We start from the raw sequence: 12,835 nt of genomic DNA on the forward strand, positions 1-12,835 counted from the left end.
ATTGGATGATACAAGGGGCAATAGAAATAAAAAGATTCGTTCTATCAAGCGTTCATTTGATAAAGACAAAACTGAATTAGAAAATGATAAAAATAAAAAAATTAAAGATGATGTTAAATCAAAAGATAGACTCCAAAAAGAAAAGAATCTTTCAAATGATAGAAGGTCAAATAAATCTTTAAATTCTTCGAAAAATAAAGGTGAAAATTTAAAGAAAGAAGTAAAAACAAGGTTAAGAGAAAAGCGCAATAAATTTCAAAATGATAAATATAGTCACTTAACGGTAGCTGAAAAACGAGAACAACAAAAGATAGATAAAAGAAAGCGACAAAAACGTATCCAATATATTATTGTTACTACTTTAATACTTTTAATTATATTATTTCTACTATATATGTTTACACCATTAAGTAGAATTTCTCATGTTAATATTAGTGGTAATCATAATGTAAGTGATAGCCAAGTTGAAAAAGAATTAAATATCAAAAAAGGATCACGCATTTATACTTTTAGTAAAAGCAAAGCTATCAATAATTTAAAGAAAAATTCATTAATCAAAGATGTTCAGATTAATAAACAGTTGCCTAATACTTTAAATGTTAAAATTATTGAAAATAATTTAGTAGGTATTGTAAAAGATAAAAATAAATATGTGCCAATAATTGAAGGAAATAAAAAATTAGACAATTATAATGGTGATATTGCGAATAGTGCACCTGTATTAGAAGATTTTAAAGGTGACAATTTAAATCGTATCACGAAAGCATTATCTAAAATGTCTAATGAAACGAGAGATATGATTTCAGAAATAAAATATGCACCTTTGCAGAATCAACAAAATCGAGTCCTTTTATATATGAAAGATGGCATGCAAGTAGTAGGAGACATCAATACTCTAGCTAACAAAATCGAGTATTATCCTCAAATGTCTCAATCTCTTGCAAAAGATAGTTCAGGTCAATTAAAAACACAAGGATATATTGATTTATCTGTAGGAGCATCATTTATTCCATATAATGAAAATAGCAGTATTAATTCTAAGTCCGATCAAAATGTTCGTCAAAAAACACAGCAAGAAACAGAAGCAAAAAATGAATTACAAAGTGCATTAAATAAAATAAGCGAACAATCGGATACAAATAATTAAAAAATTTCGATAATAATATGTGTTTATAGTTCACAAGCTAAACGACGTATTGTAAACTAAATATAGTGTATTTTAATAGTATTTTGTCAGGAGGTGCCTATCTATGGAGGAACATTACTATGTAAGCATAGATATTGGTTCATCAAGTGTTAAAACAATAGTAGGCGAAAAATTTCACAATGGTATTAATGTGATAGGTACAGGGCAAACCTACACTAGCGGTATTAAGAATGGATTGATTGATGATTTTGATATTGCGAAACAAGCAATTAAAGATACAATTAAAAAAGCTTCTATCGCATCAGGTGTGGATATAAAAGAAGTTTTCTTAAAATTACCTATCATCGGTACTGAAGTGTATGATGAAGAAAACGAAATTGATTTTTACGAAGATACAGAAATTAGTGGATCACATATTGAAACAGTATTGGAAGGTATACGTCAAAAAAATGATGTACCTGATACAGAAGTTATTGATGTGTTTCCGATTAGATTCATTGTAGATGGAGATAACGAGGTTTCGGATCCTAAAGAACTCATTGCAAGACACTCGTTAAAAGTAGAAGCAGGTGTTATTGCAATTCACAAGTCAATTCTAATTAATATGATTAAATGTGTAGAATCTTGTGGAGTAGATGTATTGGACGTCTATTCAGATGCTTATAACTATGGCTCTATTTTATCTGCAACTGAAAAAGAATTAGGTGCATGTGTAATTGATATTGGTGAAGATCTCACTCAAATCGCCTTTTATGAACGCGGTGAACTTGTAGATGCCGATTCAATTGAATTAGCTGGACGTGATATTACAGATGATATCGCAGAAGAATTAAACACTACATATGAAACAGCTGAAAAAATTAAACATCAATATGGACATGCTTATACACAATCAGCGTCTGATCAAGACGTTTTCAGTGTTGATCAGGTAGATAGTGACGAATTAGTAGAGTATACTCAAAAAGATTTAAGTGCAGTTATTGAAAGAACAGTGCAAGATATCTTTGATGAAGTATTTGATGTGTTGGTAGATTTAGGATTAACTAAAGTAAATGGTGGATTCATTGTTACAGGTGGTTCTTCAAACTTATTGGGCGTTAAAGAATTACTAAGTACAATGGTTAATGAAAAAATAAGAATCCATACACCTTCTCAAATGGGAATTAGAAAACCTGAATTTACTTCAGCGATTTCTACAATATCTAGTAGTATCACATTTGATGAATTATTAGATTATGTTACAATAAATTATCAAGATAATGATGAATTTGAAGAAGAAGTCATTGAAAATGACGAACACAATCATACTTCAAAATCAGGTGGCTTTGACTGGTTTAAACGTAAATCTAATAAAAACGAAGACACTGACGAAAATCATCAGCCGGAAGTACGTGAAAAAGCGGAGAAACATGATGATTATGAAACGTATGATGAAAACAACCATCAAGATGGAACACATCATTATGATGATGAACATGAAAAATCTGATAAAGAAGAAAGCAAATTTAAAAAGCTTATGAAATCTCTATTTGAATAATTGGCCATTAAGACTAGGAGGAAAAATAAATGTTAGAATTTGAACAAGGATTTAATCATTTGGCGACATTAAAAGTCATCGGTGTAGGTGGCGGCGGTAACAACGCTGTTAACCGCATGATTGATCATGGAATGAACAATGTTGAATTTATTGCAATTAACACTGATGGGCAAGCTTTAAACTTATCTAAAGCAGAATCTAAGATACAAATCGGTGAAAAATTAACACGTGGTTTAGGTGCAGGTGCAAATCCAGAAATTGGAAAAAAAGCTGCTGAAGAATCACGCGAACAAATTGAAGATGCTATTCAAGGCGCTGATATGGTATTTGTTACTGCTGGTATGGGTGGCGGTACTGGTACAGGTGCTGCACCAGTAGTTGCTAAAATTGCTAAAGAAATGGGAGCATTAACAGTAGGTGTTGTAACTCGTCCATTTGGCTTCGAAGGACGTAAACGTTCTACACAAGCAGCAGCAGGTGTTGAAGCAATGAAAGCGGCAGTTGATACATTAATTGTTATTCCTAACGATCGTTTATTAGATATTGTTGATAAATCAACTCCTATGATGGAAGCATTTAAAGAAGCAGATAATGTTTTACGTCAAGGTGTTCAAGGTATCTCTGATTTAATCGCTGTATCAGGTGAAGTGAACTTAGACTTTGCTGACGTTAAGACAATTATGTCTAACCAAGGTTCTGCATTAATGGGTATTGGTGTATCTTCAGGCGAAAATAGAGCAGTGGAAGCTGCTAAAAAAGCTATTTCATCTCCATTACTTGAAACATCAATTGTTGGTGCTCAAGGTGTGTTAATGAACATTACAGGTGGAGAATCTTTATCTTTATTCGAAGCCCAAGAAGCAGCTGATATTGTACAAGATGCAGCAGATGAAGATGTAAATATGATTTTTGGTACTGTAATTAATCCAGAATTGCAAGATGAAATTGTTGTAACAGTAATCGCAACTGGATTTGAAGATAAACCAACATCTCAAGGACGTAAAGCGTCAAGTACTGGTTTTGGTTCAAGTGCAACTTCTAGTACATCAACTCAAAGTGCACCAAAAGAAGACTCATTCACACATAGTACATCTAATTCACGTCCTTCTGATGGTCTAAGCGAAAGAAGTCATACTACTAAAGATGATGATATTCCTAGCTTTATTCGTAATAGAGAAGAAAGACGTTCTAGAAGAACTAGACGCTAATATTAAAGTATAAATATAAAGAAAGGAGCAGTGATTTCTGAGGAGAATGCTGCTCTTTTTGTTTTGTTTAATTTAAAAAGAAATATGTTATATAATACATTTATCTACATCTTTTAATCGAAATGCTGATAAAATATAAAACAATAGTCTAGGTATGACTATTCTTAAAAGTGAAGGTGGTTTTCACAACGTGGAAAAATTTATAAAACAGCCACATTATTTGAGTTATACATCACAATATGATCAGTTAACACTTGGTTTTACTACACGCGAAGATGGAAAGAGTCCATATCCAAGAGATGCATTTAATATGGCACGTTATATTGATGATGAACCTAGTTATGTGACGCATCATCAAGAGATATTAGCTAATGCTATCAACTTTCCTACACAACAATGGGTTTTTCCTATTCAAACACACGAAAATAATATCGCTCACATTACTAAAGCACATTGTGGCGCTAATATTAAGACATTAGGTAATGAATTATATGGAATTGATGGTATGTATACTTATGATTCAGATATATTATTAACGATGTGTTATGCTGATTGTGTACCTGTATATTTTTATAGTGAAAAACATCATTTTATCGCTCTAGCTCATGCGGGGTGGAGAGGAACATATGGTCAAATAGTAGTAGAAATGCTTAAATATGTAGAATTTGACTATCAAGATTTAAATGTAGTCATAGGTCCAGCGACTTCTTCAACCTATGAAATAAATGATGATATTAAAAAGAAATTTGAAACATTGCCTATTAATTCTGACAAATATATTGAAACACGAGATACTGATCGACATGGTATTGATTTAAAATTAGCCAACGCTTTATTATTAATAAATAGTGGCGTACCAGCTGAAAATATTAACATTACAAAATATACTACGTCAGAAGACTTATCGCTTTTTTTCTCTTATCGTGTTGAAAAAGGTAAAACTGGCAGGATGCTAGCATTTATAGGTCAAAAAGGAGAAGTGTAGTGTAATGCAGTTATATCACTATAATCCTTTATGTCATTACAAAGTTAAGAGGTTGATATATAATGAAAGTGACAGAAAATTTAGAAAAAATACAAACGGAAATTAATCATCATCTTGAAAAAAGTGTGATTAAGACCGCTCCAAACGTGATTGCAGTAACAAAATATGTTACAATAGACCGAGCAAAAGAAGCGTATGATGCTGGTTTAAGACACTTTGGAGAAAATAGAGTAGAAGGTTTTCTAGAAAAAAAACAAGCCTTACCTAAAGATGTTACAATGCATTTTATCGGTTCACTACAGTCTAGAAAAGTAAAAGATGTGATTAATGACATCGATTATTTACATGCATTAGATCGTTTGAATTTAGCAAAAGAAATTAATAAAAGAGCAACTCACACTATTTCATGCTTTATCCAAGTGAATGTTTCTGGTGAAGAAACTAAACATGGTATTGCGCTTAGTGAAGTTAATGATTTTATTGAACAAATTAAAGCATTCGACAATATTAAAATTGTTGGATTAATGACAATGGCGCCTTATACCGATGATAAGGACTACATACATCAGTTATTTAAACAATTGAGATTAAAACGAGATGAAATTAAAAACCTTAAATTAAATTATGCACCATGTGAATATTTATCTATGGGAATGAGTAATGATTATACTATTGCTGTAGAAGAAGGTGCTACATTTATAAGAATAGGGACTAAACTTGTTGGAGAAGAGGAGTGAGCCCCGTGGCTATCAAGGATTTATTTAATAATTTTTTCCTAATGGAAGATGAAGAAGAAGTCGAAAGCCCTGCTGAAAGACAACAGCGTGTAACACAAAATGAAGAAAATCAAAATCGTAATATGCAACAGCAACCTATTGAAAGAACACAGAATAATCAAAATCACTTAAAAACTGTACCTCAAAAGAAAGTATCAAAAAATTACAATACTGAAGAAAGGAATTATCGTATGGGAAATACATCAAATAAGTCTAATTCAAAAAATGTTGTTACTATGAATCAATCAGCTGGTACAGGTTATAGTAATTACGAAAATTCAAAAATGTGCTTATTTGAACCTCGTGTATTTTCAGATACTCAAGACATTGCAGATGAACTTAAAAATCGTCGTGCGACATTAGTTAACTTACAACGTATTGATAAAGTATCAGCGAAACGTATTATTGACTTCTTAAGTGGAACAGTTTATGCCATTGGCGGAGATATACAACGTGTAGGTGCTGATATCTTCCTTTGTACACCTGATAATGTTGAGGTGGCAGGTAGTATTACCGATCACCTTGAACAGATGAATACACAACAACATTACGAATAATTTAAGGAGTAGAATATAATATATGGATGTTGGTATATTAGCTAGTATATTTAACTTTATATTATTACTAGTTCAAATTTATTATTGGGGAATGATTATTTATTTCTTTACTTCATGGGTTCCAACAATTAGAGAATCTAAATTTGGATCATTTTTAAGTAAGATATATGAACCTTTCTTAGAGCCATTTAGAAAGATTATTCCACCCATTGGTATGATTGATATTTCATCAATTGTAGCATTATTTGTACTTGTATTATTTCAATATGGATTGAAAAGTATTTTTGATATGATATTAAATTATTTAATACTAAAATAATTTTATAATAAGTTAGTAGAGCCTGTGATATGCATAATGTCTCAGGCTCTTTAACACTTAAAAGAGGAGGCGTTAATCATCGATATTTATCAGCACTTTAGAAATGAAGAACAACCACTTATTGATCAATTATTAGATAAATGTGAACAAGTTAATCAACAATATGCACCTGTATTGACTTCATTTTTAGATCCTAGAGGACAATATATATTAGAAGTCATCGTCGGTAGTTTTGAAGATATGAAAGTGAGCTATTTCGGTGGTCAATCGGCAGAAAGAAAGAGAGCAATTATTGCGCCTAGTTATTTTGAACCTACTGAAGGTGATTTTGAAGAAGTATTAATCCAAATTAATTATCCTGAGAAATTTGTGTCTATTCAACATCAACATGTACTTGGAACTTTAATGTCTTTAGGTATAGAAAGAGAACAAGTAGGAGATATACTTGTTGGTGATACGATTCAGTTTGTTTTGACAAAGCAATTGGAATCATATATTATGATGGAATTAACAAAGATTAAAGGTGCTACAGTCAAACTTGATTCTATTCCATTTAAAGATATGATACAATCAAAAGAGAATTGGAATATTCATCATAGTACAGTCAGTGCTTTAAGATTAGATGTCGTTTTAAAAGAAATGATTCGAAAATCTAGATCAATTGCTAAACAATTAATTGAAAAAAAACGGGTAAAAGTGAATCATACTTTAATCGATTCTCCCGATTTTCAACTTCAAAACAATGATTTGCTCTCTATTCAAGGATTTGGACGTGCTCGAATTATTGATATAGGTGGCAAAACTAAAAAAGAAAAAGTTCATATAACGTATCAAACACTATTTAAGTAAATGATATTGATTGATAAATAATAAAAACACCTTTATGATGGTTTGTTTTAAGGAGGATAACAGATGGCTTTTACACCTAATGAAATAAGAAATAAGGAATTTACAAGAGTGAAAAATGGTTTGGAGCCTGCTGAAGTTAGCGACTTTTTAACTCAATTAAGTAATGAGATTGAAAGACTTAAAGAAGAAAAAAAACAACTTGAAAAAGTGCTTGAAGAGAGAGATACTAATATTAAATCTTATCAAGATGTTCATCAATCAGTAAGTGATGCGCTTATTCAAGCTCAACAAGCTGGAGAACAAACAAAAATTGCTGCCACAAAAGAATCAGAAGCAATTATCTCTAAAGCAAAAGCGCAAGCTGATGTGATTGTAAATGATGCTATTGAAAAAGCACGTCATTTATCTTTCCAAACTGAAGATATGAAACGTCAATCTAAAATATTTAGATCAAGATTTCGTATGCTTGTAGAAGCACAGCTGGATTTATTGAAAAATGATGATTGGGATTACTTATTAAATTATGATTTTGATGCAGAACAAGTGACACAAGAAAACATACAGCATTTAAATCCACAAGATGTAAATCCAAATGCGAATAGTGAAACTCCAACGAGTGAAACAACTGAGACATTATCAAATGAGGAAAATCAGTCAATCAATTCTAATGAAACAACTAATACAAATAAGTCTACTTCTGAAAATAAGGATGTTTCAAGTAGCGAATCATCATCAAATAAATAGTTAATAAAATGTCAGACACGTAAAAAATAATAAACTTTTCACAGCGAGTTAGGACACGGTGGAAGCCTAATATAAGTCTATTTTTTATATCACTGGCAAATTAAAATTTTATAATATTAAGAAGAGAACTCTAAGTTGAGTTAAGAAGGGTGGTACCGCGGATTTCCCGTCCCTATTAATTGAACTTAGAGTTCTTTTTATATTTAAGGAGTGGAAAATATGAATTACAAAGAAACTTTATTAATGCCAAAAACTGACTTTCCAATGCGAGGAGGTTTACCTAATAAAGAGCCAAAAATTCAAGAGCAATGGGAAGCAAATAATCATTATCAAAAAGCTTTAGAGAAAAATGAAGGAAATCAATCATTTATTTTGCATGATGGCCCACCTTATGCAAATGGTAATCTTCACATGGGACATGCATTAAATAAAATTATTAAAGATATTATTGTACGTTATAAAACGATGCAAGGATTTTACTCACCTTACGTTCCAGGATGGGACACACATGGTTTACCAATTGAACAAGCATTGACTAAAAAAGGCGTTGATCGCAAAAAAATGTCAATTGCTGAGTTTAGAGAAAAATGTAAAGAATTTGCTTTAGAACAAGTTGAACTTCAAAAACAAGATTTTAAACGTTTAGGTGTACGTGGGGACTTTAATAATCCATATATTACTCTTAAACCTGAATATGAAGCAGCTCAAATTCGTTTGTTTGGCGAAATGGCTGATAAAGGTTTAATTTATAAAGGTAAAAAACCAGTATATTGGTCACCATCAAGTGAATCTTCACTTGCTGAAGCTGAAATTGAATATCATGATAAACGTTCAGCATCTATTTATGTAGCCTTTGATGTTAAAGATTCAAAAGGTACTATCGATGAGGATGCTCAATTTATTATCTGGACAACTACACCTTGGACATTACCTTCTAACGTAGCAATTACAGTTCATCCAGACTTGAAATATGGTCAATATAATGTAAATGGTAAGAAATACGTGATTGCTGAAGCTTTAGCTGAAAGTGTTTCTGAAGCATTAGGTTGGGATAAAGATACTATTCAATTGGAAAAAGAATTTACAGGGAAAGAGTTAGAGTATGTTGAAACACAACATCCTTTCATAGATCGAGTGTCATTAGTCATTAATGGTGGTCATGTAACAACTGATGCTGGTACTGGTTGTGTACATACTGCCCCTGGACACGGGGAAGATGACTATGTTGTAGGTCAAAAATACGATTTACCTGTCATTAGTCCTTTGGATGATAAAGGTGTCTTCACAGAAGAAGGCGGACAATTTGAAGGTATGTTCTATGATAAAGCAAATAAAGCTGTAACAGACCTTTTAACTGATAAAGGTGCCTTATTAAAATTAGACTTTATTACGCATAGTTATCCGCATGATTGGCGTACTAAAAAACCAGTTATTTTCCGTGCAACACCTCAATGGTTTGCTTCAATTAATAAAGTGAGACAAGATATCTTAGATGCGATTGAAGAGACTGATTTTAAAGTAGATTGGGGTAAAACACGTATTTATAATATGATTCGTGACCGTGGTGAATGGGTGATTTCTCGTCAACGTGTATGGGGTGTACCATTGCCTGTATTTTACGCTGAAAATGGCGATATTATTATGACAAAAGAAACAGTCAATCATGTAGCTGATTTATTTGAAGAATATGGCTCAAATGTTTGGTTTGAAAGAGAAGCTAAAGATTTATTACCTGAAGGATTCACACATCCTGGAAGTCCTAATGGAGAATTTACTAAAGAAACAGATATTATGGATGTTTGGTTTGACTCTGGTTCATCTCATAGAGGCGTGTTAGAAACTCGTCCAGAATTGCATTTCCCAGCCGATTTATATTTTGAAGGTAGTGACCAATATCGTGGTTGGTTTAACTCTTCAATTACTACAGCAGTTGCGACTAGAGGACAAGCGCCTTATAAATTCTTATTGTCACATGGTTTCGTAATGGATGGCGAAGGTAAAAAAATGAGTAAATCTTTAGGTAACGTTATCGTGCCTAATCAAGTAGTAAAACAAAAAGGTGCAGATATTGCACGATTATGGGTAAGTAGTACAGACTATTTAGCAGATGTACGTATTTCAGATGAAATTTTAAAACAAACGTCTGATGTTTATAGAAAAATCAGAAATACTTTAAGATTTATGTTAGGTAATATTAACGACTTTAATCCTGAAACAGACAGTGTACCTGAACATGAATTATTAGAAGTAGATCGCTACTTATTGAATCGCTTACGTGAATTCACTGCTAGTACTATTAATCACTATGATAACTTTGATTACTTAAATATTTATCAAGAAGTTCAAAACTTTATCAATGTTGAATTAAGTAACTTCTATTTAGATTATGGTAAAGATATTCTGTATATTGAACAAAAAGACGCACATAAACGTCGTAGCATGCAAACAGTGTTGTATCAAATTTTAGTAGATATGACTAAATTACTTGCTCCTATTTTAGTACACACTGCCGAAGAAGTATGGTCTCATACACCACATGTTAAAGAAGAAAGTGTTCACTTAGCAGATATGCCAAAAGTTGTGGACGTTGATCAAGAGTTATTAGATAAATGGAATCAATTTATGTCATTACGTGATGATGTAAACCGTGCATTAGAAGCAGCACGTAATGAAAAAGTTATCGGTAAATCTCTTGAAGCTAAAGTAGTGATTGGAAACAATGATCACTTTAAAGCTGCAGAATTTTTACAACAATTTAATGACTTACAACAATTATTTATCGTCTCTCAAGTTGAAGTGACTGAAAAAGTAGACAATGGAAATGAATACCAACATGGTGACATTCGTATTGAACATGCTTCAGGTGAAAAATGTGAAAGATGTTGGAATTATAGTGAAACATTAGGATCTGTTGGTGAACTTGATCATTTATGTCCACGTTGTCAAGAAGTCGTAAAAACTTTAGTTTAATTCAATAGAGATAGAACGCTTGTAACCTAATTAAGGGTTACGAGCGTTTTTTTATAAAGTATATAAATATTAAATAATAATAATTTGAAAATATATCTGAATAGAGTTTCAAGTTTAGATAAAAACGGATGAGGTTATATCAAATAATAAGTGATAGAATGTTTCTCGTAAGTAATATAGGAAGAGAGATAAAATGATGGGTAAGATTTTACTAACAGAGGCTTCTGGATATATTGGTAGTCACTTAAAAGATAAATTAAAAGTTAATCATGAGATTATCGCAATATCAAGAAATGCTCAAAATAAAAAAAATGAAAAAAATGTAACTTGGAAATCAGCAGATTTATTTGATTTAGATGCTATAACTGAAGTAATGAAAGGTATAGATACTGCGATTTATCTTGGTCATTCAATGAAGACAAGTGCTAAACTTACACAGGCTAATTTTGAAGATATGGATGCACTACTAGCTGATAATGTTGGGCGCGTAGCGAAAAAACATGGGGTCAAACACATTATATTTATGAGTGGTATTATCACGAATGATAGTCATTTGTCACTTCACTTAAAAAGTCGGTTAGAATGTGAAAAAATATTAAGATATTATGGTGTCCCTGTAAGCACATTACGTGCTGGGTTAATTATAGATTCAAACGGTAGTTCATATCCTATTTTTAAAAGAATGATAGAGCGTTTGTCAGCAATGATTCTACCGAACTGGGCTTACAATATGATTGCGCCAGTATGTATGGATGATGTTATTGATAAATTAGCTATGTTAGTCGAACGTTCTCCTAAAGAAAATGAAGTATTTAATATTACAAGGCCTAAGGTAATGAATTATCAAGAATTATTTGAACGTATAGCGACTATTCTTGATAAACATTTGTTTATATTGCACTTACCAACCATCCTTATTCGGTTAAGTCGATATTGGATTAAAGAGAAAATGAATGGTAAAGAAAATGTGAAAAAAGCACTTAAAGAAAAACAAGATGAACAACAAATAATAACTACAAAACAATCTAAATCAAATCAAAATAAGAGAGATGAAGTTAAAGATGTTAGAGCAATGACGCGTTTTAGAATTCCGGAAAGTTATTCGATACAGGATGTAACAAGAGAATATGCAGAATTTATTAATAATATCACGCTCCATTTAGTAAATGGTACCATTAATGAGCATGAATTTAATATTCAATTACCATTAATAAGGAAATGTATTTTAAAAATGAAAAGAGATAATCATGATTCTATTAATGAAATGATTGTGTATAAAATTGTTGGTGGAGATTTAGCTATGGTTAAAGACAGTAGTAATGCACGATTTGAATTTAGACGTATATTAGATACCAACGAAGGTATTGCAGCGTTGCAAGAATATGAATCAACATTACCATGGGGAGTTTATAAGTTTACTCAAGCCATTGCACATAAGTTTGTGATGGGTGTATTCAAACAGCATATGAATCATTTAGCTAGTTATGAAAAAGATAAACAAGATTCCGTTAATAAAATTTTTACTAATCTTGCTATGACTACTGGTGTAATGATTGGTGCATGTGTTGGTACAAGAATCTACAATAAAGTTTTAGCTAAAAAATAATGTACTTTATATATATTTAAAAGTTTTCGATGGAAACGCAATGAAGTTCTCTCTATCGAAAGCTTTTTTAGTCTAAATAGTTGAATATTACGCATTAAGACTGATAAAATTTTAAATATTTTATTATAGAATAATCA

Annotated in this window: 11 protein-coding genes; all 11 read left to right on the forward strand. The window is 31.5% G+C overall.

Annotated features, from left to right (window positions below):
• Position 1 precedes the first annotated feature (1 nt).
• The 11 genes from HMPREF2578_RS03440 (at position 2) to HMPREF2578_RS03490 (ending at position 12,698) form a co-directional block, all read left to right on the forward strand.
• Positions 2-1,147, forward strand: a complete 1,146-nt coding sequence (locus HMPREF2578_RS03440) for a cell division protein FtsQ/DivIB (protein ID WP_019835559.1) — start codon at positions 2-4, stop codon at positions 1,145-1,147.
• A gap of 103 nt (positions 1,148-1,250) precedes the next feature.
• On the forward strand, positions 1,251-2,684 hold the full coding sequence (ftsA, locus tag HMPREF2578_RS03445; RefSeq protein ID WP_017174543.1) for a cell division protein FtsA: 1,434 nt from the start codon (positions 1,251-1,253) through the stop codon (positions 2,682-2,684).
• A gap of 29 nt (positions 2,685-2,713) precedes the next feature.
• Entirely contained in the window at positions 2,714-3,892 is a 1,179-nt protein-coding gene (ftsZ, locus tag HMPREF2578_RS03450; RefSeq protein ID WP_017174544.1) for a cell division protein FtsZ, read from the forward strand.
• A 154-nt stretch (positions 3,893-4,046) separates the two neighbouring features.
• Positions 4,047-4,877, forward strand: a complete 831-nt coding sequence (gene pgeF, locus HMPREF2578_RS03455; protein ID WP_048685142.1) for a peptidoglycan editing factor PgeF — start codon at positions 4,047-4,049, stop codon at positions 4,875-4,877.
• 62 nt (positions 4,878-4,939) lie between these two features.
• Entirely contained in the window at positions 4,940-5,614 is a 675-nt protein-coding gene (locus HMPREF2578_RS03460) for a YggS family pyridoxal phosphate-dependent enzyme (RefSeq protein ID WP_017174546.1), read from the forward strand.
• A gap of 5 nt (positions 5,615-5,619) precedes the next feature.
• Positions 5,620-6,210, forward strand: coding sequence for a cell division protein SepF (sepF, locus tag HMPREF2578_RS03465; RefSeq protein ID WP_002455458.1), 591 nt, complete (start codon positions 5,620-5,622; stop codon positions 6,208-6,210).
• Between the two features lie 22 nt (positions 6,211-6,232).
• A complete protein-coding gene (locus HMPREF2578_RS03470; RefSeq protein ID WP_002455457.1) occupies positions 6,233-6,529 on the forward strand; it encodes a YggT family protein in 297 nt (98 codons plus the stop codon).
• A 75-nt stretch (positions 6,530-6,604) separates the two neighbouring features.
• A complete protein-coding gene (locus HMPREF2578_RS03475; RefSeq protein ID WP_029376746.1) occupies positions 6,605-7,378 on the forward strand; it encodes a YlmH family RNA-binding protein in 774 nt (257 codons plus the stop codon).
• A 63-nt stretch (positions 7,379-7,441) separates the two neighbouring features.
• Positions 7,442-8,122, forward strand: a complete 681-nt coding sequence (locus tag HMPREF2578_RS03480) for a DivIVA domain-containing protein (protein WP_037540982.1) — start codon at positions 7,442-7,444, stop codon at positions 8,120-8,122.
• A 219-nt stretch (positions 8,123-8,341) separates the two neighbouring features.
• The gene (gene ileS, locus HMPREF2578_RS03485) at positions 8,342-11,092 is read left to right on the forward strand and encodes an isoleucine--tRNA ligase (protein ID WP_037540983.1); all 2,751 of its coding nucleotides are present in this window, start codon (positions 8,342-8,344) and stop codon (positions 11,090-11,092) included.
• A 196-nt stretch (positions 11,093-11,288) separates the two neighbouring features.
• Entirely contained in the window at positions 11,289-12,698 is a 1,410-nt protein-coding gene (locus HMPREF2578_RS03490) for an NAD(P)H-binding protein (protein ID WP_029376747.1), read from the forward strand.
• Positions 12,699-12,835: the final 137 nt, after the last annotated feature.

The sequence above is a fragment of the Staphylococcus sp. HMSC072H03 genome (assembly GCF_001809305.1).
GTDB classification, from domain to species: Bacteria; Bacillota; Bacilli; order Staphylococcales; family Staphylococcaceae; genus Staphylococcus; species Staphylococcus hominis.

Excerpts from the sequence above, each read along its gene's own strand:
- ftsA (WP_017174543.1), top strand. The coding sequence starts at position 1,251 with ATGGAGGAACATTACTATGTAAGCATAGATATTGGTTCATCAAGTGTT.
- ftsZ (WP_017174544.1), top strand. The coding sequence starts at position 2,714 with ATGTTAGAATTTGAACAAGGATTTAATCATTTGGCGACATTAAAAGTC.
- pgeF (WP_048685142.1), top strand. The coding sequence starts at position 4,047 with ATGACTATTCTTAAAAGTGAAGGTGGTTTTCACAACGTGGAAAAATTT.
- HMPREF2578_RS03460 (WP_017174546.1), top strand. The coding sequence starts at position 4,940 with ATGAAAGTGACAGAAAATTTAGAAAAAATACAAACGGAAATTAATCAT.
- HMPREF2578_RS03470 (WP_002455457.1), top strand. The coding sequence starts at position 6,233 with ATGGATGTTGGTATATTAGCTAGTATATTTAACTTTATATTATTACTA.
- HMPREF2578_RS03480 (WP_037540982.1), top strand. The coding sequence starts at position 7,442 with ATGGCTTTTACACCTAATGAAATAAGAAATAAGGAATTTACAAGAGTG.
- ileS (WP_037540983.1), top strand. The coding sequence starts at position 8,342 with ATGAATTACAAAGAAACTTTATTAATGCCAAAAACTGACTTTCCAATG.
- HMPREF2578_RS03490 (WP_029376747.1), top strand. The coding sequence starts at position 11,289 with ATGGGTAAGATTTTACTAACAGAGGCTTCTGGATATATTGGTAGTCAC.